The sequence below is a fragment of the Streptomyces sp. M92 genome, from assembly GCF_028473745.1.
Classification (GTDB): domain Bacteria; phylum Actinomycetota; class Actinomycetes; order Streptomycetales; family Streptomycetaceae; genus Streptomyces.
This window is the reverse complement of record NZ_CP101137.1, coordinates 4,375,037-4,399,723: the sequence shown is the minus strand read 5'-3', so window position 1 is coordinate 4,399,723 and position 24,687 is coordinate 4,375,037. Positions and strand designations below refer to the sequence as shown.

Genomic DNA, 24,687 nt, shown 5'->3' with positions numbered 1-24,687 from the left:
TTCCTCCAGCTCCTTCTCGGTGCGGTCCCCGGCCGTCCGCTAGGCCGTGCGCAGGAAGCGGTCGAGGACGCGCACGCCGAAGTGCAGCGCCTCGACGGGCACGCGTTCGTCCACTCCGTGGAAGAGGGCCTGGTAGTCGAAGCCCTCGGGCAGCTTCAACGGCGCGAACCCGTAGCCGGTGATCCCCAGCCGGGAGAACTGCTTGGCGTCCGTGCCGCCGGACATGCAGTACGGCACCACGTGCCCCTCCGGGGCGAACTCCTCGACGGCGGCGCGCATCCTGGCGTACGTCGGCGAGTCCACCGGCGCCTGGAGGGCGACCTCGCGGTGGGCGAAGTCCCAGGCGACGTCCGGGCCGGTGAGCCGGTCGAGGGTGGCGCGGAACTCGTCCTCGCAGCCGTGCAGGAACCGCCCGTCCACGTAGGCGACGGCCTCCCCGGGGATGACGTTGACCTTGTAGCCGGCGTCCAGCATGGTCGGGTTGCTGCTGTTGCGGACGGTGGCCTCGACCAGCTTGGCCGCGGGCCCCAGCTTGTCCAGCAGCGCGTCCACGTCGTGCAGGTCGGTGTCGATGCCGTAGACGGCGGCGATCTCGGTCAGCGCGGCGCGCACGGTCGGGGTCAGGCGCAGCGGCCACTCGTGGTCGCCGATGCGGGTGACCGCCGCGGCGAGGCGGGTGACCGCGTTCTCCGCGTTCACCTTGGACCCGTGGCCGGCCCGTCCGCGCGCGGTGAGCTTGAGCCAGCCCGTGCCGCGCTCACCGGCGGCGATGGGGTAGAACTGTCGTCCGGCGCCGTCGTGGAAGGTGAACGCCCCGGACTCGCTGACGCCCTCGGTGCAGCCCTCGAACAGGGCGGCGTGCCGGTCGGCGAGGAAGCCGGAGCCGTCCTCGGCGCTGGCCTCCTCGTCGGCGGTGAACGCGATCACGATGTCCCGCCGGGGCCGTACTCCCTGCCGGGCCCAGTCGCGGACGGCGGCCAGGATCATCGCGTCCATGTTCTTCATGTCGACGGCGCCGCGCCCCCAGACGACTCCGTCGCGGATCTCCCCGGAGAACGGGTCCACGCTCCAGTCGGCGGCCTCGGCGGGCACCACGTCCAGGTGCCCGTGCACGAGGAGGGCGCCGGCCGACGGGTCGGTGCCCTCGACGCGGGCGACGACGTTGGTCCGGCCCTCGGTCCGCTCCAGCAGCGTGGGCTCGATCCCGGCCTCGGCGAGCCGCGCGGCGGCGTACTCGGCGGCGGGGCGCTCCCGGCAGTCGCCGCCGCCCCGGTTCGTCGTGTCGATCCGGATCAGGTCGGACGTGAACCGCACGACCTCGTCCAGCGCCTGTGCGCCGGTCTGCCCGGACTGCTGCTCAGCCATACTGCTCCTCCACGGCGGCCGAGGCGATCGTGGTGACCGCCTTGAAGGTACGGATCGCCTCGAACATGGTCTCGTGGGTGTACGCCACCTTGCGCTCGCCGATGCGGGCCACGCCCGGCACGACGGTCGAGGCCGCCGCCAGGTGCTCGGCGTCGAACTCCACGGCGACGGTGAAGGGCCCGCCGCTGACCGGCTCGTGCCGCACGGCGAGCGCCGCCGCCTCCTTGGCCGCCGCCCGGATGTCGGCGGCGGTCCTGGCCGGCGTACGGCACACGGCCGCGTACCGTGACACATGGTCCTTGACCGCGACCTTCAGCGCCTCGGGCGCGTACCCGAGCGCGTCCTCGCAGGCCACGTCGTCCCCGGTGACCAGCACCACCGGCACCCCGTACTCGGCGACGACGTGCGCGTTGAGCAGACCCTCACTGGCCCGTACGTCGTTCAGCCAGACACCGGTGATCTGGTTGGCGAGGAAGGTGTGCGCGAGGACGCCCTCCATACCGGCGCCCGCGTGGTACCCGATGAACGCGATGCCGTCCACGTCCCCGTGCTGGACGCCCTCCACCATGGACAGCGCCTTGTGCCGGCCGGTGAGCATCTGCGTCCGCTCATCGAGATGCTCCAGGAGCAGATTGCGCATCGTCCAGTGCGCCTCGTTGACCAGCACCTCGTCGGCCCCGCCGTCGAGGAAGCCCTGGACGGCCGCGTTCACGTCCGAGGTGAACATCGACCGGCACCGCTCCCACTGCGGAGTCCCCGGCAGCACGTCGGCCGGCCAGGTGACACCGGTGGCGCCTTCCATGTCGGCGCTGATGAGGATCTTCATGGTGCGCCACGTTACGCGGTCGCGCCGCCCCCCAGCCAGGCCTGTGGATAACTCTCACCGGCCCAGACCAATGGCTGGTCGGGGCGCTCGGTCGCCCTCATCGTCCCCTTCCCGCCACCACCCACGACGACGGCAGTTCGATCCGTGTGCCGTCCACCGTGTACTCGGTGCTGACCAGCGGGAGTTCACCGCTCGCCAGGACGGTGAGGCCGGCGGCGCGGAGGTGCTCCGGTACCGCGTCGTCGGGGGCCGAGCCGGGTGTCAGCCCGTGACGGAGGACGGGCGCGAGTTTGGCCGGCGGGCCGTCGGGCCCCTGGGCCAGCCCCATGAGGACGGTCTTGGCGTCCTGGCAGGGCTCCACCAGGAAGGCCCGGCCGCGCTCGCCGACGAGAGCGGCGAGGGCGTCGGCCAGTGGCTGCCGGTCGTCCGGCTCGCACTGGTGCAGGACGCCCCGCACATAGACGTTGGCGTCGCCCAGCTCGGCGTGCAGGGTCTCGGCCTCCGCCTTGTCCGCGGCGTCCAGTTGCCGGTAGGCCGCCTGGCCGGCGGGGTCGGCGCGGCGGGCATGGTCGAGGGCGGCGGCGGACAGGTCGGCGCCGACGACGTGCCCGAAGCGCTCGGCGAGATAGCGGGTCTGGGTGCCGTTGCCGCAACCGAGGTCGATCATGGGCAGGCCGGGGTCGACGAGGTGCGGCTCGAAGTGGGCCAGGTGGCGGCCGGCGGTCAGCATCGGCTCCGCGTCCCAGAACACCGCCCCCTGTCCTTCGGGTGCCTCACTCCAGAAGCTCTCCCAGGCGTTCCGGTACCGACTCGTCACGCTCATGCGCGTCTCCCCAGGTGCGACGACGTACGGCCCGTCGGCGGTGACGGGCTCGTACGGTGTACCGCGCCCGGCGCACGGCCACAAGCGCCCGGCGCATTCCTTCACCGGACGTGCGAACGCCGCGCGCCCCCGTCGACGCGCGACGGCCCGGCGGTCCGGGACGGCTCAGCGACGCGGCAGTGTCAGTTCGAACCAGACGGTCTTGCCGGTCTTCGTCCGGCTCGCGCCCCATTCGCGGGCGAGGGTGCTGACCACGCGCAGGCCCCGGCCGGCCTCGTCGGTGGGGCCGGCGCTGCGCAGGGCGGGCAGGTCGTGGTCGTCGTCGTCCACCTCGCACAGCAGCGTGTCGGCTCGCACCAGGCGCAGTTCCACGGGCCGGGCGTGGGCGTGCCGCACGGCGTTGGTGACGAGTTCGCCGGCCAGCAGCTCGGCGGTGTCGGCCAGTCGCGCGAGGCCCCAGTCGTGGAGCTGTTCGCGGACGGCCGCGCGGGCCCGGCCGACCTCGGCGGGGTCGCGGGCCAGGCGCCACTCGGCGACGGCGTCGGTGTCGATGCCGCCGAGCCTGGCCATCAGCAGGGCCACGTCGTCCTTGCGGCCGCCGCGGGTGCCCAGCGCGCGGATGATGGTGTCGCAGGCGTCGTCCATGGAGGCCGCCGGGTGGGCGGCGGACTCGCACAGGGCCGCCAGACCGGTGCCGATGTCCTCGCCGCGCACCTCGACCAGGCCGTCGGTGCACATCACCAGCCGGTCGCCGGGCGCCACCGGCACCCGCACCGCCTCGAAGGGCACCCCGCCCACGCCGATGGGCGCCCCCGTGGGCAGCTCGATCAGCTCGCTGCCGCCGTCGGCCGCGCGGACCAGGACGGGCGGGATGTGGCCCGCGTTGGCGAGGTGCAGTTCACCGGCGACGGGGTCGTGGACGACGTACAGGCAGGTCGCCAGGTAGGTGTCGCCGAGCCGCTGGGCGAGGTCGTCGAGGTTGCGCAGGAGCTGGGCGGGAGGCAGGTCGAGCCCGGCCATGGTCTGCACGGCGGTGCGCAGTTGCCCCATCATGGCGGCGGAGCCCAGCCCGTGCCCCATGACGTCGCCGACGACGAGGGCGGTGCGGGCGCCGGGCAGTTTCACCGCGTCGAACCAGTCGCCGCCGACGCGTCCGAGCAGCGTGCCCGGCAGATAACGGGTGGCGATGTCACAGCCGGCCATGCGCGCGGGGATGTGCGGCAGCATGCTGTCCTGGAGCGTCTCCGCGACGTTCTCCTGGTACGTGTACATGCGCGCGTTGTCGAGCACGAGCCCCGCGCGGGCGGCGAGTTCGGCGCCGGTGACGCGGTCCATGTCGTTGAAGACGGGCCGCTCCGGGTGGCGCAGCAGGATCATGAAGCCGAGGACGACGTTGCGCGCCTTCAGCGGCACCAGGAGCATGGAGCGGCCGGTGATGAGCGGTCTGATGTCCCGCTTCTCGAACTGCGAGGCGATGGCGTGGCCCATCTCCTCGGTGATGCGCGGCACCAGCACGGGTTCACCGCTGGTCATGCACTGGAAGAAGGGGGTGTGCGCCGGAAAGGGCATGGCCTCGCCGACCGGTACGACGTCGTCCCAGCGGCCGGGTTCGTCGGTGTGTTCCAGGGCGACCCGGTGCCACATGGTGGTGGTGTCCGGCACGCCGTCGTCGAAGCCCTCACCGGCTACGACCTGTTCGCGCAGGTAGGTGCCGGCGACGTCGGTGAAGCGGGGGACGACGGCCCGGCTCACCTCCACGATGGTCCGCGCCAGGTCCAGGGAGGTGCCGATCCGCCCGCTGACCTCGTTGAGGAACTCCAGGCGTTCGCGGACGGCGGCGTACTCGAGGTCCTCGGCCTCCTCGCGCACGTCCTCGGGGACCGGTTCGCCGGCCGCGAGGGCCCGTGCCGCCCGCTCCCGGCGCGCGCTGCGCTCGGCGCGCCGGGGCACGCCCCAGTCGGGGGTGACGGGCACCCGGTCGTGCCGGCTGAACTCCAGGACGGGGTAGCCGAGTTCCAGGACCTGCGCGACGATGCGGGCACTCTCGCCGACGCTCATGCTGGGCAGGATCTCGGGGAGGCGGCGGGCGAGTTCGTCGGCTCCGGGGAAGTCGGTGTGCAGGGCGAAGCCGGGGGCGATCCGCTCGACGGTCGTCGGGGCGGCGGTCCGGTACGGGTCCTCGCCGGGCTCGCCGGTGACGTGGTCCCGCCGCAGCGCGTCCGCGTCGGCCGCCAGTACGAGCAGGCGCTCGGGGCCGGGGCCGACCAGGGGGTAGGCCCACCAGAGCACGTCGACCCGGTCGTCGTCCGGCACGGTCAGGCGGGCGCGGCCCGCCGCCGGGTAGGACAGCCGTCCGTCGAGGGAGGACTCCAGTCCCGGTCCGAGACCGTCGTACGCCGCCCAGGAGCCGTCGGTGTCACCGGTCTCGGGCAGCACGCCGGAAACCGGGAGCAGGTCGGGGGCGGGCCGTCCGATCGCCTCTTCCTTGGGCAGGGCGAACAGCCGACGTGCGCCCCGGCTCCAGTGGGAGACCAGCCCGTCGCGGTCCACCACGACGACGGCCAGCGGGACGCGGCCCGCCACGGGGTCGGTCCGCACGGTGCCGGGTCCGGCTCCGCGGCCCGGAGGTGTGTCCCGCTCGGTGCCATGTTTCATGGCGTCAGGCCCTCTCTCCCCACGGCTCCGCGAGAACTGTGCCGCCGTCACCACCGTACGGCGGCGGCGGGTGACCATGTGCGGCAACGGGGGAATCGGTGGCGCGCGAACGCACCGGCGCGCGAACGCGCGCCGGTGTCCGGTCTCAGTCCTCGTGTCCGAGCTGGAGGTCGCGTTCCGTACGGCCGCCGCCGGCCACCTGGAGGACGGTGGCCACGGGCGGGTATCCGGCGGCGATGACGGTGTACTCGCCGGACGAGAGGTCGACGAACCGGAAGGTGCCGTCCTGGCCGGTGGTCAGGGTGTCCACGACGTTGCCCGCCGCGTCCAGCAGCGTCACGCGCGCGTCCTCGACGGCGCGTCCGCCACTGGCGCGCACGGTGCCGCGCAGCACGGCGCCGCCGGCCAGTTCGACGTCCTGGCGGGTCTCCCGGGCCGCCTGGACGCTGACCGGCAGCGCGGCGGGGCGGAAGGCGGGGGCGCTGGCGGCGAGGGTGTACTCGCCGGCCACCAGCTCGGTGATGACGTAGCCGCCCTCCCGGCCGCTGCGGGTGGTGGAGACGACCTCGCCGTGGACGTTGGTCAGCGTGACGATGGCGTCGCGCACGGGGCTGCCGTCGGCGGTGAGCACGCTGCCGGCGAGGCGGCCGGCCCCGCCGAGCACGACGTCCAGTTCCACCGGGCGTTCGCCGACGGTCACGGAGACCGCCTGCGGCTGGTGACCGCTGGCCGCCGCGATCAGGACGTACGACCCCGGGCCGGGTGTGGCCAGCGCGTACCGCCCGTCGTCGCCGCTGGCGCCCCGGCCGATCTGCTGCCCGCCGACGTCGATGAGGGTGAGCGCCGCGCGGGGCACGACGGTGCCGTCGGGGTGCTGCACGGTGCCGCAGACCGGGATGCCCGCGGCGTACGGCGACCTGGCCTGCGGCACGGGCGCGACGGACGGGACGGGCTGCGCGGTCTCCGGGTCGGTGACGGATGCGTTGTGGGACACCAGGGGTTTCTCCTTGAGGAAGAAGGCGATGAGCAGGCCGAGGGCGAGGACCGGCACCAGGTAGAGGAAGATCCGCGGCATGGCGTCGGCGTACGCCCCGATGTAGGCGTCGCGCAGCGCCGGGGGCAGGGAGTGGACGAGCTGGGGGGTGATGGCCTCCGCGTCGGGCAGCCCGGCGCCCGCCTCGACGGGCACGCGGTCGGCCAGGGCGTCGGTGAGGCGGTCGGCGAAGAGGGTGCCGAAGACGGCCGCGCCGACACTGCCGCCGATCTGCCGGAAGTAGTTGTTGGCGCTGGTGGCGGTGCCGAGGTCGGCGGGGCGCACGGAGTTCTGCACGGCGAGGACCAGGACGGGCATCACCATGCCGATGCCGGCGCCGAGGACGGCCATCCAGATGCTGTAGTGCAGCCGGGGCGTGTCCGCGTCGAGCCGGGACAGCAGCCACATCCCGACCACGGACAGGGCGCTGCCGATGATCGGGTGGGACCGGTAGCGCCCGGTGCGGCTGATGAGCTGTCCGGAGATGATCGAAGTGCCGACGATGCCGCCCATCATCGGCAGCATCAGCAGGCCGGACTCGGTGGCGGTGGCGCCGTCGACCATCTGGAGGAAGGTCGGCAGGTAGCTGGCGGCGCCGAAGAGGGCGATGCCGATGACGAGACCGACCAGGCCGGTGACGTTGAAGACGGAGTCCCGGAACAGCCGCAGCGGGATTAGGGGTTCGGGCGCGAACCGTTCGGCGATCAGGAAGAGGACGGTGGCGGCGACCGCTCCGGCGGCGAGGCCACCGATGACGCTGGAACCCCACGCGTACTCGGTACCGCCCCAGCTGGTCAGCAGCACCAGGCAGGTGGAGGCGGCGGCGAGCAGCAGGGCGCCGAGGATGTCGAGGCGCGGTTTGGCCGTCGGTTTGGGCAGCTTCAGGACCACGGCCACGACGGCCATGGTGACCAGTCCGAAGGGGACGTTGATGTAGAAGCACCAGCGCCAGGAAAGGTGGTCGGTGAAGTAGCCGCCCAGCAGGGGGCCGGCGACCGAGGCGAGTCCGAAGGCGGCGCCGATCAGGCCCATGAACCGGCCGCGCTCGCGGGGCGGCACGATGTCCGCGATGATCGCCTGCACGCCGATCATCAGGCCGCCCGCGCCGACGCCCTGCACCGCGCGGAAGGCGATCAGCTGGTCCATGGTCTGGGCGCGGCCGGCGAGCGCCGAGCCGACGATGAACACCAGGACGGCGAACTGGAAGACGCCCTTGCGGCCGAAGAGGTCGCCGAGTTTGCCGTAGATCGGCAGGACCACGGTGGAGGTGAGCAGGTAGGCGGTGATCGCCCAGGACATCTTGTCCAGGCCGTGCAGCTCGCCGACGATCTTCGGCAGCGCGGTGGCGACGATCATCTGCTCGAGCGCGGCGAGCAGCAGCGCCAGCATCAGTCCGACGAAGACCAGCCGCACCCGGCGCGGGCTCAGCCCGGCTCCCGGCTCGGGCCCGGGTGCGGGGGGCTCGGGAGGCGTGGGTGGTGCGGTGACCGGTTCGTCCTCAACCAGAGTGATCCCGCCCATGTTCCGCTCCCCTCGTCACACCTGCTCACAAATGCCACCTGATGCGGCAACTGCGAACAAGTGCGACGAGTTACGGAAGTACGGTGGTTTCGGGCGGAGATCACTCGAACCGGTGAGACGGCCAACGGCCGTCCCGCGCCTGCCTCTTGGCTACTTCTCGACCTCGGCAGCGAGCTTGACGAGCATGGCGTCGTAGATGCGGGCCAGACCCTTGGGGGCGAAGGTCTTCTCGAAGAAGCCGCCGACGCCGCCCGCTCCCTGCCAGGCGGTGTGGACGACCACCCGGGACTTGCCCTCGCCCGCCGGGGTGACCCGCCAGGTGGTGACCATGGAGGAGTTGCGGTCCTTCTCCACCAGCTCGCCGTCGGACGGCTCGGTGACCTCCAGCAGGCAGTCACGGACGCGCTTGCTGGTCGCCTGGAGCTTCCAGTGCACGAGGGTGCCCTCGCCGTCGCCGCCCTCACGGACCTCGTACTCGCTGAAGTGCTCGGGCAGCAGCTTCGCACGGGTGCCGCTGTAGTCGGCGAGGGTGTCGAACACCGTCTCCGCGTCCGCCGCGACGATCCGTTCCGTCTCCGCCTCGACCTGCGCCATCGGGTCCCTCCAGGGCCTGGTTCTCGGGGTCGGGGCAAGCCAACCACCCCGCCGCCCGGCCACCAAATCGGGGGGCGCGAAGCGGCCCCGTGCGACTGTCCCGCGACCGGCCCCTCGCCCGACCCAGGGTCGGCTCGCACGATCAAGGGAACAAGTGTTCTATTGTGACGTCCGAAGCACTACCGAGGAGGCGCCATGCGCTGGGAGAACCTCACGGGCCCCGACCACGCCCGGGCCGCCGACCCCGCGCTCTTCGGCGCGGACGCGGTCACCACCCGCACGTTCGACACGCCCGAGTTCCGCGGCATCACCTTCCACGAGGTGCGGGCCCGTTCGATCCTCAACCGGGTGCCGGGCGCCTCGCGCATGCCGTTCGAGTGGACGGTCAATCCGTACCGGGGCTGTTCGCACGCTTGCGTGTACTGCTTCGCCCGCAAGACGCACAGCTACCTGGACCTCGACACCGGCCTCGGCTTCGACTCGCAGATCGTCGTCAAGGTGAACGCGCCGGAGCTGCTGCGCCGCCAGCTGGCCTCGCGGCGCTGGCAGGGCGAGCACGTCGCGATGGGCACCAACGTCGACTGCTACCAGCGCGCGGAGGGCCGCTACCGGCTGATGCCGGGCATCATCGAGGCGCTCACCGAGCGGGCGAACCCCTTCTCGGTCCTGACCAAGGGCACGCTGATCCTGCGCGACCTGGACCTGCTGACGCGGGCGGCACGGGTGACGGACGTGGGGATCTCGGTCTCGGTCGGCTTCACCGATCCCGAGCTCTGGCGCACCGTCGAGCCGGGCACGCCCGCGCCGGAGCGCCGCCTGGAGGTCGTGAGGGCCCTCGGCGAGCGGGGCATCGGCTGCGGCGTGCTGATGGCGCCGGTGATCCCTTTCCTGAGCGACGAGCCGGCCCAACTGCGCGCGACCGTCCGGGCGATCGCCGCCGCCGGTGCCACCTCGGTGACACCCCTGGTACTGCACCTGCGGCCCGGCGCCCGGGAGTGGTTCATGGCCTGGCTCGGGCGGCACCACCCGCACCTGGTGCGCCGCTACGAGCGGCTGTACGCGGAGGGCGCGTACGCCCCGAAGTGGTACCAGCGCCGGATCACCCGCCAGGTGCACGGTCTGGCGCGGGAGTACGGCATCGGTCCCACGCACGCCGGGACGCCCCGGCGGATCGCGGAGCCGCGGGCGGAAGCCGCTCCGAGTGAACCGGTGCAGCTTTCGCTCATCTGAGACGCACTCACCGGCCCAATTGGGTCAAGTATGAACACAACGCGTTCATCCGGCGACGCTCCCCGGGACGATGAACGCCATGAGACAACGCGCAGCCGCGCTGTGCGGCGCCGCCGTCATCGCCGCCGCGACGGTCGCGGCCGTTCCCGCCGAGGCGAACACACCGCGCTCCGACGCGGCCCCGGGCGCCCCGGCACTCGACTGGAACGAGTGCGGAACGGCCGACTACCCGACGCTCCAGTGCGCGTCCCTCGCGGTGCCGCTGGACCACGCCCGTCCGGACGGGGAGCGGATCACGCTGGCGCTGTCCCGCGTCCCGCACACCGCCGACGAGTACCAGGGACCGCTGCTGGTCAACCCCGGCGGGCCCGGCGGCAGCGGGCTGACGCTCGCCGGGTTCGTGGCGTCCTCGCTGCCCGGGGAGGTGGCCGCCCAGTACGACGTCATCGGCTTCGACCCGCGCGGCGTGGGCCGGAGCGAGCCCGCGCTGAACTGCCGGCCCGGCCACTTCGACCCGGTGCGCCCCGACTCCCTGCCGGCCGCCCCGGGCGTCGAGAAGGCCAATCTCGCGCGCGCGAAGTCCTTCGCCGAGGCGTGCGGCGAGAAGTACGGGGACGTGCTGCCGCACATCGACACGGTGAGCGCCGCGCGGGACGTGGACGCCGTCCGCGCGGCGCTCGGCGCCGAGAAGGTGAACTACTTCGGCTACTCGTACGGCACCTACCTCGGCGCCGTCTACGCCAAGCTGTACCCGGAGCGGGTACGGCGCCTGGTCCTGGACTCCATCGTCGACCCGACCGGGGTCTGGCACGACGCCAATCTCAACCAGGACCTCGTCTTCAACGACCGCCACCGCGCCTTCCTCGCCTGGATCGCCCGGCACGACGCGGCGTACGGGCTGGGCACCGACCCGGAGCGGGTGGAGGACGCCTGGTACGCCATGCGGACTGCGCTGTCCAAGGAGCCCGCGGACGGGAAGGTGGGCGCCTCGGAGCTGGAGGACACCTTCGTCCCGGGCGGTTACTACAACGGCTACTGGCCCTACCTGGCGGAGGCGTTCGCCGCGTACGCGAACGACGCGGACACCGGGCCGCTGGTCGAGGCGTACGAGAACTTCGGTGCCGTGGACGCCTCCGGGGAGAACGGCTACAGCGTCTACACCTCGGTCCTGTGCCGCGACGCGGGCTGGCCGCGCGACTGGGACGAGTGGCGCGACGAGAACTGGGACGTGTACGAGAAGGCTCCCTTCATGGCCTGGAACAACGCCTGGTACAACGCGCCGTGCGCCTTCTGGCCCACGGAGTCCCGACAGCCGGTGGACGTCGCCAACGGCGCGCTGCCGCCGGTCCTGTTGTTCCAGGCGACGGACGACGCGGCCACGCCGTACGAGGGCGGCGTCACCGTGCACCGTCTGCTGCGTGGTTCGAGCCTGGTGGTCGAGGAGGGCGGCGGGAACCACGGCATCACGCTGAGCGGGAACGCCTGCCTGGACCGGCACCTGGCCGCCTACCTGGCCGACGGCACCGTGCCGGACGGTGCGGGCACCGGCGAGGCGGACGCGGTCTGCGCGGCGCTGCCCGACCCGAAGCCGCTGGAGTCCAAGGCCGCGTCGACGTCGTCCCGCGGGTCGACGCTGCACGGGCTGCTCGGCTTCCGGAATTAATACCGGGGCGTTGTCAGCGCCATGGTCCACCATGGGGGCATGGGTGAGCTGACCAGGATCTCCGCCCCCGAAGGCGTCGCGCCCGCCGCCCAGTACAGCCATGTCGTCCTCGGCACCGGACGGTTCGTGGCCGTCTCCGGTCAGCTCGCCCTGGACGAGGACGGCGAGCCGGTCGGTGCCGGCGACGCCGCGGCCCAGGCCCGCCAGGTCTTCGAGAACCTGCGCCGGTGCCTGGCAGCGGCCGGAGCGACCTTCGACGACGTTGTGAAGCTGACCTTCTTCGTCACGGACATGGCGCACATGCCCGCGATCCGCGCGGCGCGCGCCGAGCACATACCCGACGACCGCCTGCCCGCCGCCTCGGCGGTACAGGTCGCCGCGCTGGTCCGGCCGGAGTTCCTGATGGAGATCGAGGCGTTCGCGGTCGTGTCCTCGTGAGCGGGAACGGGCTCCTGGTACGGGAGATGACGCTCGCGGACTGCGACCGTGTGTCCGACATCCGCGTCCGGGGCTGGCGCACCGCCTACCGCGGCCTCATGCCGCAGTCGTACCTCGACGGGCTGGACGCCGCCGAGGACGCCGGACGGCGCCGCGCGCTCTTCGCCCGGACCCCGGGCGACATGGTGAACCTGGTCGCCGAGGACCAGGGCGGCGAGGTCGTCGGCTGGGCCTGCCACGGCCCGTACCGGGACGGGGAACTGCGTACCGAAGACGTGGAGTTGTACGCGCTGTACGTGGACGCCGCGCGCTTCGGCACGGGCGTCGGGCGGGCCCTGCTGCGGGAGTCGGTGCGCCGGTGCGCGGCGGCCGGGCACGGGCGCATGCTCCTGTGGGTGGTCGAGGGCAACGCCCGCGCCCGGCGCTTCTACGAGCGGGCGGGTTTCCGCGCGGACGGCGCCGAGGAGCCCTTCGAGGTGGCGGGGGCGGTGGTGCCCGAGGTGAGGTACGCCAGGGACCTGACCGGCTGACGGCTCACCGCTGCCCGGGCCCGCCCCGGCCGGCCCGGCATCCGCCGCCGGAGGCGTCGTCACCGCTGCCCCGGGATCCTCGCCAGCGCCCGCACCGCCGCCTGGGCCAGGGCGGGGTGGGCCAGGGCGTCGTTCAGGACGGGTGCGGCCCGGTCGTCGCCGAGCGCGCCGAGCCCTTCGACGCAGGCCAGGGCCACGCGCCGGTACGGGTCGTGCGGGCGCAGCCGCCGTTCCAGCGTGGTGATCAGGGCGGGTACCGCCTCGGGGGCCCGCAGCTCGACCAGCAGCCGTACCGGGTGCAGGGCGTAGGCGACCCGGAGTTCGTTGGTGGCGAGGGCGGCTGCGGCGCGGGCGGTGCGGGGGTCGCCGAGACGGGCGAGCGCGTGGGCGGCCAAGGCGCAGCGCGGCGGGTCGCGGTGGTTGAGGAGCAGCACCAGGGACTCGAAAGCGCGCCGGTCCCCCGCCACACCCAGCCGGAACGCCGCCAGTTCCCGCGCCCACAGCGGCTGCCCCGGCTCGGTGAGCACCGCCGCCAGCTCCTCCCGGTCCTCGGTCGCCACCAGACGTGCGTACGCCGCCGGGGCGCCCGGCACGCCCGATGCCGCCGACTCGGCCCGTAAACGCTCGGTGAGCGATCGCAACTCTTCGTCCATGACACCGAGGTTAGGGGCGTCACAGCACCCTTGGGACGTACATCACGAACACCGGGGGCTGGCGCGCTCGTTACCCGCGAGTTAATCTCAGACGAGCGAGTCACCCACTCGCACAACCCCTCACGACGGTCTGGTGACGCGGCCGGCGCGAGGCGGCAGAGCAGTCGGTTCGGTACCGGATCCTCGGGTACCGCAGTGCGACTCGGCCTCGGGACAGGGCCGGTCGGCAACCGCCGCCGGGCGGGCGTGTGCGCGCCCCCCGTGTCGGCACCGGGCGTGTGCGCGAGTCGGCCCGGCAACACCCGCACTTCCTCCCACACGCACCCGGTGCGCCCCTCGGCGCACCCGGGCGTGTTCCCGTCGTCACCCTCATTCCTGGAGTCCCGCGATGGCCACTCCCCTGTCCGACACCCCTCTGTCCCCGCTGCGGACCATAGCCGTCGTCGGCCTCGGCACGATGGGCACCGGCATCGCCGAAGTGCTCGCCAGGGCCGGCCGCGACGTCGTCGGCATCGACGTCAGTGAGGCGCAGGCCGCGACGGCCGTCGCCGCGCTGGAAGCCTCCACCACCCGTGCCGTCGAACGTGGACGCCTCACGGCACAGGAACGCGCCGACGCCCTGGCCCGCGTCCGCACCTCCACCGAGCTGGGCGCGGCGGCCGACGCCGACCTGGTGATCGAGGTGGCCCCGGAGTCGTACGAGATCAAGCAGCAGATCTTCCGGGAGCTGGACGGGATCGTGCGCCCCGAGACGATCCTGGCGACCGGCACCAACGCGCTGTCCGTGACCCGGCTGGCCGCCGACTCGGCCCGCCCGGAGCGGGTCCTGGGCCTGCACTTCTTCAACCCGGCGCCGGCGATGAAACTGGTGGAGGTCGTCTCCTCGGTGCTGACCGCGCCGGGCGCCGTCACCGCGGTCACCAATCTCGCCCTCGACCTCGGCAAGGAGCCCGTCGCGGTCGGTGACCGGCCCGGGTTCGTCGCCGACGGGCTGCTGTTCGGGTACCTGAACCAGGCGGCGGCGATGTACGAGGCGAACTACGCCTCCCGCGAGGACATCGACGCCGCGATGCGGCTCGGCTGCGGACTGCCGATGGGCCCGCTGGCCCTGCTGGACCTGATCGGCGTGGACACCGCCCGCACGGTGCTGGAGGCCATGTACACCGCCTCCCACGACCGTCTGCACGCGCCGGCGCCGATCCTGCGGCAGCTCAGCGAGGCGGGCCTGACGGGCCGCAAGGCGGGACGCGGCTTCTACACGTACCAGGCGCCCGGCAGCGCGGTCGTGGTGCCGGACGCCCTGACCCCGGGCACGGGCGGCACACAGGTCCCCGGGCGTCCCGTCCGCGCCGTGGGCGTCGCCGGTTCGGGCACCATGGCGTCCGGCATCGCGGAGGTGTTCGCCAAGGCCGGCTACGAGGTGGTGCTCGCCGCCCGCAGCGCGGAGAAGGCGCAGACGGCCAAGGCCCGCATCGGGAAGTCCCTGGCCCGCAGCGTGGACAAGGGCCGGCTGACCGCCGAGGCCGCCGCGCGGACACTGGAACTGATCACGCCGACGGGCACCTACGACGACTTCGCCGACGTGGACCTGGCCGTGGAGGCGGTCGCCGAGGACCTGGAGGTCAAGCGGCAGCTGTTCGCGACGCTGGACAAGGTGTGCAAGCCCGGCGCGGTGCTGGCCACCACCACCTCCTCGCTGCCCGTCGTCGCCTGCGCCCGCGCCACCTCGCGCCCGCAGGACGTGATCGGCATGCACTTCTTCAACCCGGCGCCGGCCATGAAGCTGGTCGAGGTGGTCCGCACGGTGCTGACGGCGGACGACGTGCACGCCACCGTCCGGGAGGTCTGCGCGAAGATCCGCAAGCACGCCGTGGACTGCGGCGACCGGGCCGGGTTCATCGTGAACGCGCTGCTGTTCCCGTACCTCAACAACGCCGTGAAGATGGTCCAGGAGCACTACGCGACGCTCGACGACATCGACGCGGCGATGAAGCTGGGCGGCGGCTACCCGATGGGCCCCTTCGAGCTGCTGGACGTGGTCGGACTGGACGTCTCGCTCGCCATCGAGAAGGTGCTGCACCGCGAGTTCCGCGACCCGGGCCTGGCCCCGGCGCCGCTCCTGGAGCACCTGGTGGCCGCGGGCTGCCTCGGCCGCAAGACGGGCCGCGGCTTCCGCGAGTATGCCCGCCGCTGAGGGAGTGGGCGACTGGTTCCGTACGGAGGAGGACTGGGGCGGGCTGCTCGATCCGGCCGGCTTCCCCACGCCCGGCCGGGCAGGGGCTCCCCCGCCGCCCCCGGCCGGGTCTCCCCCGCCCCCGGCGGGCGGGGGAATCCCCGGTCACGCGCATGATTGCGGGCGCATGCAGTACGTTCATGGCATGTCCCAGCCCGCCAAGTCCTCACGTACACCAGCCACGCCCGACGCGCCGGAGAGCGCGGCCGGCAGCCGAGCCGCCGCCCAGCGGCTCAAAATGCGCCGGGAACTGGCGGCGGCGGCGATGGAGCTGTTCGCGACCAAGGGGTACGAGGCGACCACCGTCGACGAGATCGCGGCCCGGGCAGGGGTCGCGCGCCGTACCTTCTTCCGGCACTTCCGCTCCAAGGAAGAGGCGATCTTCCCGGACCACGACGACACCCTGGTCCGCGCGGAGGCGGTGCTCAACGCCGCGCCCGCGCACGAGCACCCGCTCGACACGGTGTGCCGCGGCATCAAGGAAGTCATGAAGATGTACGCGGCCCGGCCGGAGATCTCGGTCGCCCGCTACAAGCTGACCCGCGAGGTGCCCACCCTGCGCGAGGCCGAGATCGCCTCGGTGGCCCGCTACGAGCGTCTGTTCACCCGCTATCTCCTCGGCCACTTCGACGAGCACGCGCACGACGACGACGCCAACGACGACCCGCTGCTGGCCGAGGTCGCCGCCTCGGCCGTGGTCACCGCCCACAACCACGTGCTGCGGCGCTGGCTCAGGGCGGGCGGGCAGGGGGACGTGGAGGCGCAGCTGGACCACGCGTTCGCGATCGTGCGCCGGACGTTCGGCACCGGCATCGGCGCCGGGCGCTCCACGGCCGCCGGCGCGCGGCCGGCCGCCTCCTCGGCCTCCGTGCGGGGTGAGGTGCTGGTGACGGTCGCGCGCACCGACGCACCGCTGCACGAGGTCATGCGCACCATCGAGCAGGCCCTCAAGGAGCGCTGAGCCTCCCCTCCGCGTCTGTGACGACGGCCACCCACCGGGTGGCCGTTTTTGCATGTCAACGCCCCTTTCCCACCCCTCGTCGACCCTCATTCGATCGATCATCGCTCATCTGAAGCGTAAAGATTTCATCTGAGTGGAACTTCTGGCACTCAGTGCCTTGCGGGGTGACACGCGGTGTCATACGTTGAAGGTGTCCGGGCTGTCCCCGCACTCATCCCCTGCGCGCCCGAACGCCTGCGTCACAGGCACTTTCACACCGAATCCCAGCAGCACCGACGTGACCCTCAGCGCCCCTCCCTCAGGGCGCTCTTCGCCGGAGGCAACACCGTGACCGTGAAGGACATCCTGGACGCGATCCAGTCGCCCGAATCCACGCCGGCCGACATCGCCGCCCTGCCGATCCCCGAGTCGTACCGCGCGATCACCGTGCACAAGGACGAGACGGAGATGTTCGCGGGCCTCGAGACCCGCGACAAGGACCCGCGCAAGTCGATCCACCTCGACGAGGTGCCGGTGCCCGAGCTGGGCCCGGGCGAGGCCCTGGTGGCCGTCATGGCCTCCTCGGTCAACTACAACTCCGTGTGGACCTCGATCTTCGAGCCGCTGTCGACGTTCGGGTTCCTGGAGCGCTACGGCCGCACCAACGACCTTGCCAAGCGCCACGACCTGCCGTACCACATCATCGGCTCCGACCTCGCGGGCGTCGTCCTGCGCACCGGCCCGGGCGTCAACGCCTGGCAGCCCGGCGACGAGGTCGTCGCGCACTGCCTCTCCGTCGAGCTGGAGTCCTCGGACGGCCACAACGACACGATGCTCGACCCCGAGCAGCGCATCTGGGGCTTCGAGACCAACTTCGGCGGCCTCGCCGAGATCGCCCTCGTCAAGTCCAACCAGCTGATGCCGAAGCCGGACCACCTCAGCTGGGAGGAGGCCGCCGCCCCGGGCCTGGTCAACTCCACCGCCTACCGGCAACTGGTCTCCCGCAACGGCGCCGGCATGAAGCAGGGCGACAACGTGCTCATCTGGGGCGCCAGCGGCGGACTCGGCTCCTACGCCACCCAGTTCGCGCTGGCCGGCGGCGCCAACCCGATCTGCGTCGTCTCCAGCGAGCAGAAGGCGGACATCTGCCGGTCCATGGGCGCCGAGGCGATCATCGACCGCAGCGCCGAGGGCTACCGGTTCTGGAAGGACGAGCAGACCCAGGACCCGAAGGAGTGGAAGCGCTTCGGCAAGCGCATCCGGGAACTCACCGGCGGCGAGGACATCGACATCGTCTTCGAGCACCCCGGCCGGGAGACCTTCGGCGCCTCCGTCTTCGTCACCCGCAAGGGCGGCACCATCACCACCTGCGCCTCGACCTCGGGCTACATGCACGAGTACGACAACCGCTACCTGTGGATGTCCCTGAAGCGCATCATCGGCTCCCACTTCGCCAACTACCGCGAGGCGTGGGAGGCCAACCGCCTGATCGCCAAGGGCAAGATCCACCCCACCCTCTCCAAGGTGTACTCCCTTCAGGACACCGGCCAGGCCGCCCACGACGTGCACCGCAACGCCCACCAGGGCAAGGTCGGCGTGCTCTGCATGGCCCCCGAGGAGGGCCTGGGAGTGCGCGACCAGGAGAAGCGCGCCAAGCACCTCGACGCCATCAACCGCTTCCGTAACATCTGAGGACGGTCATAGATGACTGAGCGTCAGAAGGACCGGCCGTGGCTCATGCGCACCTACGCCGGTCACTCCACGGCCGAGGCGTCCAACGAGCTGTACCGGCGCAACCTCGCCAAGGGGCAGACGGGACTGTCGGTCGCCTTCGACCTGCCGACCCAGACCGGCTACGACTCCGACCACGTCCTCGCCCGCGGCGAGGTGGGCCGGGTCGGCGTGCCGGTCGCGCACCTCGGTGACATGCGCCGGCTGTTCCAGGACATCCCCCTGGAGCAGATGAACACCTCGATGACCATCAACGCCACGGCCATGTGGCTGCTGGCGCTCTACCAGGTCGTCGCCGAGGAGCAGGGCGCGGACATCACCCGGCTCAGTGGCACGACCCAGAACGACATCGTCAAGGAGTACCTGTCCCGCGGGACGCACGTCTTCCCGCCGGGACCCTCGCTCCGCCTGACGACCGACATGATCGCGTACACGGTCTCCCACCTCCCGAAGTGGAACCCGATCAACATCTGCAGCTACCACCTGCAGGAGGCGGGCGCCACGCCGGTGCAGGAGATCGCGTACGCGATGTCCACCGCGATCGCCGTCCTCGACGCCGTGCGCGACGGCGGCCAGGTGCCCCAGGAGCGCATGGGCGACGTGGTCGGCCGCATCTCCTTCTTCGTGAACGCGGGTGTCCGCTTCGTCGAGGAGATGTGCAAGATGCGGGCCTTCGGGCGGATCTGGGACCGCATCACCCGCGAGCGGTACGGCATCGAGAACCCGAAGCACCGCCGCTTCCGCTACGGCGTCCAGGTCAACTCCCTCGGCCTGACCGAGGCCCAGCCGGAGAACAACGTCCAGCGGATCGTGCTGGAGATGCTGGCGGTCACCCTCTCCAAGGACGCCCGGGCGCGTGCCGTGCAGCTGCCGGCCTGGAACGAGGCGCTGGGCCTGCCCCGGCCCTGGGACCAGCAGTGGTCGCTGCGCATCCAGCAGGTGCTGGCGTACGAGAGCGATCTGCTGGAGTACGGCGACCTCTTCGAGGGCTCGAAGGTGGTCGAGGCGAAGGTGGACGAGCTGGTCGAGGAGGCGTTCGCGGAGATCGAGCGCATCCAGGAGATGGGCGGCGCGATGGCGGCCGTCGAGTCCGGCTACCTCAAGTCGCAGCTGGTCGCCTCGCACGCCGAGCGCCGGGCCCGGATCGAGTCCGGCGACGAGAAGATCATCGGTGTCAACGCCTTCGAGGGCACCGAGCCCAACCCGCTGACCGCCGACCTGGACACCGCGATCCAGACGGTCGACCCGGCGGTGGAGGCCCGCGTCATCGCCTCGCTCCAGCACTGGCGGGACACGCGGTACCAGCCGCCCTTCAACCACCCCCGGCCCTGCAAGGCGCTGGAGAAGCTGAAGGAGGCCGCCAAGGGCACCGACAACCTCATGGAGGCCACCCTGGAGTGCGCCCGCGCCGGCGTCACGACCGGCGAGTGGGCCGGGGCGCTGCGCGAGGTGTTCGGCGAGTTCCGGGCGCCCACGGGTGTGTCGTCGGCGCCGGTCGCGGTCGCCGCGGAGGAGGGCTCGGCCCTGTCCGGGGTGCGCCGCAAGGTGGAGCTGACGGCGAAGGACCTGGGGGTCGGCAAGCTGCGCTTCCTGGTCGGCAAGCCCGGCCTGGACGGCCACTCCAACGGCGCCGAGCAGATCGCCGTGCGGGCCCGCGACGCCGGGTTCGAGGTGGTCTACCAGGGCATCCGGCTCACCCCGGAGCAGATCGTGGACGCCGCCCTCGCCGAGGACGTGCACGCGGTGGGCCTGTCGATCCTCTCCGGCTCGCACGCCCAGCTCGTCCCGGACGTGCTGGAGAGGCTCCGTGTGGCCGGTGCCACAGATATACCGGTGATCGCCGGTGGCATCATCCCGAACGGTGACGCCGAAGAACTGCGGGCCGCGGGAGTGGCCGCGGTCTTCACCCCGAAGGATTTCGACATCACCGGCATCATCGGCCGGATCGTCGACGAGATCCGGAACGCGAACAAGCTCGACCCCCTGGAGGTCCCCGCATGACGACAGTCGACCGCCTTCGCCCCCGCCGCTCCTGCCTGGCGGTCCCGGGAAGCAACCCGCGTTTCCTGGAGAAGGCCCAGGGCCTCCCCGCGGACCAGGTCTTCCTGGACCTGGAGGACGCCTGCGCGCCGCTGGCCAAGCCCGAGGCGCGGCACACCATCGTCAAGTTCCTCAACGAGGGCGACTGGACCGGCAAGACCCGCGTCGTGCGCGTCAACGACTGGACCACCGAGTGGACGTACCGCGACGTCGTCACGGTCGTCGAGGGCGCCGGCCCGAACCTGGACTGCATCATGCTGCCGAAGGTCCAGGACGCCCAGCAGATCGTCGCCCTCGACCTCCTGCTCACCCAGATCGAGAAGACGATGGGCTTCGAGGTCGGCCGCATCGGTATCGAGGCGCAGATCGAGAACGCGCAGGGCCTGAACAACGTCAACGAGATCGCGCAGGCCAGCCCGCGCGTGGAGACCATCATCTTCGGCCCGGCCGACTTCATGGCGTCCATCAACATGAAGTCCCTGGTCGTGGGCGAGCAGCCGCCCGGCTACCCGGCGGACGCCTACCACTACATCCTGATGAAGATCCTTATGGCCGCCCGCGCCAACAACCTCCAGGCCATCGACGGCCCCTACCTCCAGATCCGCAACGTGGACGGCTACCGCGAGGTCGCCCAGCGCGCCGCGGCCCTCGGCTTCGACGGCAAGTGGGTCCTGCACCCGGGCCAGGTCGAGGCGTCCAACGAGATCTTCTCGCCCTCCCAGGAGGACTACGACCACGCCGAGCTGATCCTGGACGCGTACGACTACTACACGTCCGAGGCGGGCGGCAAGAAGGGCTCGGCGATGCTCGGCGACGAGATGATCGACGAGGCCAGCCGCAAGATGGCCCTGGTCATCTCCGGCAAGGGGCGTGCGGCCGGCATGCGGCGCACGTCGAAGTTCGAGATCCCGGAGGGCTGAGGGCGATGCAGTTCGGACGCACCTACGAGGAGTTCGAGGTCGGTGCGACGTACAAGCACTGGCCGGGCAAGACGGTCACGGAGTACGACGACCACCTCTTCTGCCTCCTCACCATGAACCACCACCCGCTCCACATGGACACGAACTACGCCGAGAAGACGACGGACTTCGGCAAGAACGTGGTGGTCGGCAACTACGTCTACTCGCTCCTGCTCGGCATGTCGGTCCCCGACATCTCCGGCAAGGCGATCGCCAACCTGGAGATCGAGTCGCTCAAGCACGTGGCGCCGACCTTCCACGGCGACACCATCTACGGCCAGACGACGGTGCTCGACAAGTGGCCGTCGAAGTCGAAGAGCGACCGCGGCATCGTCCACGTCGAGACCAAGGGCTACAAGCAGGACGGCACGCTGGTCTGCGTCTTCCGCCGCAAGGTGATGGTGCCCACCGAGACGTACATCAAGGAGCGCGGCGGCGAGCAGCCCGGCCGGCCCGACCTGAAGGAACAGGTGAAGTAGATGAGCCGCCTCGCCCAGACCCACGGCCTCACGGACGTTCAGCGGGAGATCCTCTCCACCGTCCGCGACTTCGTGGACAAGGAGATCATCCCGGTCGCCACCGAGCTGGAGCATCGGGACGAGTACCCGCAGGACATCGTCGACGGGCTGAAGGAACTCGGCCTGTTCGGCCTGATGATCCCGGAGGAGTACGGAGGCCTGGGCGAGTCGCTCCTCACCTACGCGCTGTGCGTGGAGGAGATCGCCCGCGGCTGGATGTCGGTCTCCGGCATCATCAACACGCACTTCATCGTGGCGTACATGCTCAAGCAGCACGGCACGCGGGAGCAGAAGGACCACTTCCTGCCCCGCATGGCCGCGGGCGACATCCGGGGCGCCTTCTCGATGTCCGAGCCGGCGCTCGGCTCGGACGTGTCGGCGATCTCCTCTAAGGCGGTGAAGGACGGCGACGAGTACGTCCTGAACGGCCAGAAGATGTGGCTGACGAACGGCGGTACGTCGTCGCTGGTGGCCGTACTGGTGAAGAGTGACGAGGGTCACCCCGAGGGCACGGCCCCGCACAAGTCGATGACGACCTTCCTGGTGGAGAAGGAGCCCGGGTTCGGCGAGGTCCGCCCCGGCCTCACCATCCCCGGCAAGATCGACAAGATGGGCTACAAGGGCGTCGACACGACCGAGCTCGTCATGGACGACCTGCGCATTCCGGCCGACCGGGTGCTCGGCGGGGTCACCGGCCGAGGTTTTTACCAAATGATGGACGGCGTCGAGGTGGGCCGCGTCAATGTGGCGGCCCGTGGCTGCGGCGTCGCTCAGCGTGCCTTCGAGCTGGGTGTCCAGTACGCCCAGCAGCGTCACACTTTCGGCAAGCAGATCGCCCAGCACCAGGCCATTCAGTTCAAGCTCGCGGAGATGGCTACCAAGGTCGAGGCGGCGCATGCGATGATGGTGAACGCTGCACGCAAAAAGGACTCGGGCGAACGAAACGACCTGGAAGCGGGGATGGCCAAGTACCTCGCATCCGAGTATTGCAAGGAGGTCGTGGAGGACGCCTTCCGGATCCACGGCGGATACGGCTTCTCCAAGGAGTACGAGATCGAGCGCCTCTATCGCGAGGCCCCGATGCTCCTGATCGGTGAAGGCACCGCCGAGATCCAGAAAATGATCATCGGCCGCCGACTGCTCGAAGAGTATCGATTCCAGGGCTAGATGTCCGGATACGGGGTGTTTTCTTGGAGAACAAGGTCACACCCCGTAGGCAGTGTTCGGCCGCCGACTCGGCTTCCTGGCTTACCCAGTTGCGGCAGGAAGCCGCTACGATCGCCGGAAAGCCGCCGTCCCCCGTCAGTGCGCGGCATCATCCGCTACGAAGGTCATCCATGCCCCACAGCCAAACCTCTGCATCTCGCGACAGCCTGGCCGGCGTACGCCTCGCGCGCGGAGCATCGCCGTGGCTTCTGCCGACCGTCGCCACCGCAGCCGTCAGCCTGGTCCGTGCCCGCCGCTCGGGCGTGGCCAAGGCCGTCGCCGTCCCCGCCACCGCGCTCGCGGCGGGGATGCTGTGGTTCTTCCGCGACCCCGAGCGCGAGATCACCCGGGGCCGGGTCGTCTCGCCCGCCGACGGAGTGGTGCAGAGCATCATGCCGTGGAAGGACGGCCGCACCCGCGTCGCGATCTTCATGAGCCCGCTCAACGTCCACGTGAACCGCGCCCCGCTGTCGGGCACGGTGACGTCGGTCGAGCACGTTCCCGGTGGCTTCGTTCCCGCCTTCAACAAGGAGAGCGAGAACAACGAGCGGGTCGTGTGGCACTTCGACACCGAGCTGGGCGACATCGAGATGATCCAGATCGCCGGCGCGGTGGCCCGCCGCATCGTCCCTTACGTGCCGCAGGGCACCAAGGTCGAGCAGGGCGAGCGGGTCGGTCTGATCCGCTTCGGCTCGCGCGTCGACCTGTACCTGCCGGAGGGTGTCGAGGTGGATGTCGAGGTGGGTCAGAAGACGGTGGCTGGGGTGACTCGAATTGACCGTGATTGATCCGCAGACCCAGGCCGGATGGGTGCCCGAGGCCGACGAGGTGGACGAAGAGGAGGAGATGCCGCTCTCGCTCCGCCTGTCGATAGCGGACACCCTCACCCTCGGCAACGCCACGTGCGGCTTCATGGCGGTGTACTTCACCACCACCGGCATCCTCATCCCGCACCTCACGGGCAGCGAGGAGTCCGGCATGGCCCGCCACAGCGCGGCCACTGCGGTCATCCTCATGCTGTGCGCGGCGATCTTCGACCTGTTCGACGGCCTGGTCGCCCGCAAGCTGCGCTCCTCCCCCATGGGCGCGGAGCTGGACAACCTGTCCGACCTGATCAGCTTCGGGCTGGCGCCGGCGTACTTCGTCCTCGTCTACGGCATGGTCGCCGACGACGCCTACCAGCGGGTTGCGGCGGTGGGGGCGATCGTGGTGCTGCTGGCGGTGGTGCTGCGGCTTGCCCGGTTCTCCTGCGTCACCGTCAAGGACGGCACCTTCCAGGGCATGCCGTCGCCCTTCGGGGCGCTGACGGTGGTGTCGATCGTGCTGCTGGAGCTGCCCTTCGTGGCGACGCTGCTGGCGATCATCGGCACCGCCTGGCTGATGGTTAGCCGGGTCGAGTACCCGAAGCCGCGAGGGCGCCTCGCGGTGGCGATGCTGTCGTGGATCGTCCTGTCGATGGGGCTGCTGGCGGCGTGGGCGTTCGACGCGCCGAGCGGGCAGCTGCTGCTGCAGACGGGGTGTGCGCTGCAGCTGGTGATGGGGGCGGTGATTCCGCTGTTCGCCACGGCTCGCCGGGTGAACAACTTCCGTGACAACCGGCGGGAGGCGCGGGCCGCGCAGCTTCCGTGACGGTGCGTTTTCGATGGGCCCCGGACCTGGGTTGGGTTCGGGGCCCTTTCGTTTGTGCGTGCCCGGCGTCGGTGTCGGCGTCCCTGGGGGCTCCGCCCCC

20 protein-coding genes are annotated in these 24,687 nt (G+C 71.3%); 13 read left to right on the top strand and 7 right to left on the bottom strand.

Annotation, left to right across the window (positions count from 1 at the left end):
• Nucleotides 1-39: 39 nt before the first annotated feature.
• The 6 genes from M6G08_RS19875 to M6G08_RS19850 all read right to left on the bottom strand — a co-directional run bounded on the left by M6G08_RS19875 (nucleotide 40) and on the right by M6G08_RS19850 (nucleotide 8,817).
• Nucleotides 40-1,365 carry a M20/M25/M40 family metallo-hydrolase gene (locus tag M6G08_RS19875; RefSeq protein ID WP_272588501.1) on the bottom strand — a complete coding sequence of 442 codons (1,326 nt, stop codon included), beginning with the start codon at nucleotides 1,363-1,365 and terminating at the stop codon, nucleotides 40-42.
• A complete protein-coding gene (locus tag M6G08_RS19870) occupies nucleotides 1,358-2,191 on the bottom strand; it encodes a M55 family metallopeptidase (protein WP_272588500.1) in 834 nt (277 codons plus the stop codon). The genes M6G08_RS19875 and M6G08_RS19870 overlap by 8 nt, the downstream gene beginning before the upstream one ends.
• 97 nt (nucleotides 2,192-2,288) lie before the next feature.
• Complete coding sequence (locus tag M6G08_RS19865) at nucleotides 2,289-3,014, bottom strand: class I SAM-dependent methyltransferase (protein ID WP_272588499.1); 726 nt, start codon at nucleotides 3,012-3,014, stop codon at nucleotides 2,289-2,291.
• Between the two features lie 165 nt (nucleotides 3,015-3,179).
• Nucleotides 3,180-5,669, bottom strand: coding sequence for an ATP-binding SpoIIE family protein phosphatase (locus M6G08_RS19860; RefSeq protein ID WP_272588498.1), 2,490 nt, complete (start codon nucleotides 5,667-5,669; stop codon nucleotides 3,180-3,182).
• A gap of 145 nt (nucleotides 5,670-5,814) precedes the next feature.
• A complete protein-coding gene (locus M6G08_RS19855; RefSeq protein ID WP_272588497.1) occupies nucleotides 5,815-8,223 on the bottom strand; it encodes an MFS transporter in 2,409 nt (802 codons plus the stop codon).
• Nucleotides 8,224-8,373: 150 nt separating this feature from the next.
• Nucleotides 8,374-8,817 carry an SRPBCC family protein gene (locus tag M6G08_RS19850; protein WP_272588496.1) on the bottom strand — a complete coding sequence of 148 codons (444 nt, stop codon included), beginning with the start codon at nucleotides 8,815-8,817 and terminating at the stop codon, nucleotides 8,374-8,376.
• A 195-nt stretch (nucleotides 8,818-9,012) separates the two neighbouring features.
• Between M6G08_RS19850 and M6G08_RS19845 the strand changes: the two genes are divergently transcribed.
• The 4 genes from M6G08_RS19845 (at nucleotide 9,013) to M6G08_RS19830 (ending at nucleotide 12,678) form a co-directional block, all read left to right on the top strand.
• Complete coding sequence (locus tag M6G08_RS19845; RefSeq protein WP_272588495.1) at nucleotides 9,013-10,047, top strand: Rv2578c family radical SAM protein; 1,035 nt, start codon at nucleotides 9,013-9,015, stop codon at nucleotides 10,045-10,047.
• A 79-nt stretch (nucleotides 10,048-10,126) separates the two neighbouring features.
• A complete protein-coding gene (locus M6G08_RS19840) occupies nucleotides 10,127-11,710 on the top strand; it encodes an alpha/beta hydrolase (protein WP_272588494.1) in 1,584 nt (527 codons plus the stop codon).
• 39 nt (nucleotides 11,711-11,749) lie between these two features.
• Nucleotides 11,750-12,148 carry a RidA family protein gene (locus M6G08_RS19835; RefSeq protein ID WP_272588493.1) on the top strand — a complete coding sequence of 133 codons (399 nt, stop codon included), beginning with the start codon at nucleotides 11,750-11,752 and terminating at the stop codon, nucleotides 12,146-12,148.
• Nucleotides 12,149-12,174: 26 nt separating this feature from the next.
• Complete coding sequence (locus M6G08_RS19830; protein WP_272591382.1) at nucleotides 12,175-12,678, top strand: GNAT family N-acetyltransferase; 504 nt, start codon at nucleotides 12,175-12,177, stop codon at nucleotides 12,676-12,678.
• Between the two features lie 59 nt (nucleotides 12,679-12,737).
• Here the strand turns inward: M6G08_RS19830 and M6G08_RS19825 are convergent, their stop codons facing one another.
• Nucleotides 12,738-13,331 (bottom strand): adenylosuccinate lyase, encoded by a 594-nt coding sequence (locus M6G08_RS19825; protein ID WP_272588492.1) that lies wholly within the window; start codon nucleotides 13,329-13,331, stop codon nucleotides 12,738-12,740.
• Nucleotides 13,332-13,719: 388 nt separating this feature from the next.
• On the opposite strand from M6G08_RS19825, the gene M6G08_RS19820 reads away from it, so the two are divergent.
• From M6G08_RS19820 to pssA, 9 genes are all read left to right on the top strand, one after another.
• Nucleotides 13,720-15,525: a 3-hydroxyacyl-CoA dehydrogenase family protein gene (locus M6G08_RS19820; protein WP_272588491.1), complete on the top strand. Its 1,806-nt coding sequence runs from the start codon at nucleotides 13,720-13,722 to the stop codon at nucleotides 15,523-15,525.
• A 184-nt stretch (nucleotides 15,526-15,709) separates the two neighbouring features.
• Entirely contained in the window at nucleotides 15,710-16,525 is an 816-nt protein-coding gene (locus M6G08_RS19815; RefSeq protein WP_079187711.1) for a TetR family transcriptional regulator, read from the top strand.
• 333 nt (nucleotides 16,526-16,858) lie between these two features.
• Nucleotides 16,859-18,196: a crotonyl-CoA carboxylase/reductase gene (ccrA, locus tag M6G08_RS19810; protein WP_272591381.1), complete on the top strand. Its 1,338-nt coding sequence runs from the start codon at nucleotides 16,859-16,861 to the stop codon at nucleotides 18,194-18,196.
• 12 nt (nucleotides 18,197-18,208) lie between these two features.
• Nucleotides 18,209-20,236 carry an ethylmalonyl-CoA mutase gene (locus tag M6G08_RS19805; protein ID WP_272588490.1) on the top strand — a complete coding sequence of 676 codons (2,028 nt, stop codon included), beginning with the start codon at nucleotides 18,209-18,211 and terminating at the stop codon, nucleotides 20,234-20,236.
• A complete protein-coding gene (locus tag M6G08_RS19800) occupies nucleotides 20,233-21,195 on the top strand; it encodes an HpcH/HpaI aldolase/citrate lyase family protein (RefSeq protein WP_219179140.1) in 963 nt (320 codons plus the stop codon). The genes M6G08_RS19805 and M6G08_RS19800 overlap by 4 nt, the downstream gene beginning before the upstream one ends.
• A gap of 5 nt (nucleotides 21,196-21,200) precedes the next feature.
• A complete protein-coding gene (locus M6G08_RS19795) occupies nucleotides 21,201-21,713 on the top strand; it encodes a MaoC family dehydratase (RefSeq protein ID WP_272588489.1) in 513 nt (170 codons plus the stop codon).
• Entirely contained in the window at nucleotides 21,714-22,919 is a 1,206-nt protein-coding gene (locus M6G08_RS19790) for an acyl-CoA dehydrogenase family protein (protein WP_272588488.1), read from the top strand. It abuts the gene before it with no gap.
• Nucleotides 22,920-23,089: 170 nt separating this feature from the next.
• Complete coding sequence (locus M6G08_RS19785) at nucleotides 23,090-23,746, top strand: phosphatidylserine decarboxylase (RefSeq protein ID WP_073730557.1); 657 nt, start codon at nucleotides 23,090-23,092, stop codon at nucleotides 23,744-23,746.
• Between the two features lie 22 nt (nucleotides 23,747-23,768).
• Nucleotides 23,769-24,587, top strand: coding sequence for a CDP-diacylglycerol--serine O-phosphatidyltransferase (gene pssA, locus M6G08_RS19780; protein ID WP_043377942.1), 819 nt, complete (start codon nucleotides 23,769-23,771; stop codon nucleotides 24,585-24,587).
• Nucleotides 24,588-24,687: the final 100 nt, after the last annotated feature.

What these genes read in the sequence shown, in the direction of transcription:
- M6G08_RS19875 (WP_272588501.1), bottom strand. Translation starts at nt 1,365, where the DNA reads ATGGCTGAGCAGCAGTCCGGGCAGACCGGCGCACAGGCGCTGGACGAG.
- M6G08_RS19870 (WP_272588500.1), bottom strand. Translation starts at nt 2,191, where the DNA reads ATGAAGATCCTCATCAGCGCCGACATGGAAGGCGCCACCGGTGTCACC.
- M6G08_RS19865 (WP_272588499.1), bottom strand. Translation starts at nt 3,014, where the DNA reads ATGAGCGTGACGAGTCGGTACCGGAACGCCTGGGAGAGCTTCTGGAGT.
- M6G08_RS19860 (WP_272588498.1), bottom strand. Translation starts at nt 5,669, where the DNA reads ATGAAACATGGCACCGAGCGGGACACACCTCCGGGCCGCGGAGCCGGA.
- M6G08_RS19855 (WP_272588497.1), bottom strand. Translation starts at nt 8,223, where the DNA reads ATGGGCGGGATCACTCTGGTTGAGGACGAACCGGTCACCGCACCACCC.
- M6G08_RS19850 (WP_272588496.1), bottom strand. Translation starts at nt 8,817, where the DNA reads ATGGCGCAGGTCGAGGCGGAGACGGAACGGATCGTCGCGGCGGACGCG.
- M6G08_RS19845 (WP_272588495.1), top strand. Translation starts at nt 9,013, where the DNA reads ATGCGCTGGGAGAACCTCACGGGCCCCGACCACGCCCGGGCCGCCGAC.
- M6G08_RS19840 (WP_272588494.1), top strand. Translation starts at nt 10,127, where the DNA reads ATGAGACAACGCGCAGCCGCGCTGTGCGGCGCCGCCGTCATCGCCGCC.
- M6G08_RS19835 (WP_272588493.1), top strand. Translation starts at nt 11,750, where the DNA reads ATGGGTGAGCTGACCAGGATCTCCGCCCCCGAAGGCGTCGCGCCCGCC.
- M6G08_RS19830 (WP_272591382.1), top strand. Translation starts at nt 12,175, where the DNA reads ATGACGCTCGCGGACTGCGACCGTGTGTCCGACATCCGCGTCCGGGGC.
- M6G08_RS19825 (WP_272588492.1), bottom strand. Translation starts at nt 13,331, where the DNA reads ATGGACGAAGAGTTGCGATCGCTCACCGAGCGTTTACGGGCCGAGTCG.
- M6G08_RS19820 (WP_272588491.1), top strand. Translation starts at nt 13,720, where the DNA reads ATGGCCACTCCCCTGTCCGACACCCCTCTGTCCCCGCTGCGGACCATA.
- M6G08_RS19815 (WP_079187711.1), top strand. Translation starts at nt 15,710, where the DNA reads ATGTCCCAGCCCGCCAAGTCCTCACGTACACCAGCCACGCCCGACGCG.
- M6G08_RS19805 (WP_272588490.1), top strand. Translation starts at nt 18,209, where the DNA reads ATGACTGAGCGTCAGAAGGACCGGCCGTGGCTCATGCGCACCTACGCC.
- M6G08_RS19800 (WP_219179140.1), top strand. Translation starts at nt 20,233, where the DNA reads ATGACGACAGTCGACCGCCTTCGCCCCCGCCGCTCCTGCCTGGCGGTC.
- M6G08_RS19795 (WP_272588489.1), top strand. Translation starts at nt 21,201, where the DNA reads ATGCAGTTCGGACGCACCTACGAGGAGTTCGAGGTCGGTGCGACGTAC.
- M6G08_RS19790 (WP_272588488.1), top strand. Translation starts at nt 21,714, where the DNA reads ATGAGCCGCCTCGCCCAGACCCACGGCCTCACGGACGTTCAGCGGGAG.
- M6G08_RS19785 (WP_073730557.1), top strand. Translation starts at nt 23,090, where the DNA reads ATGCCCCACAGCCAAACCTCTGCATCTCGCGACAGCCTGGCCGGCGTA.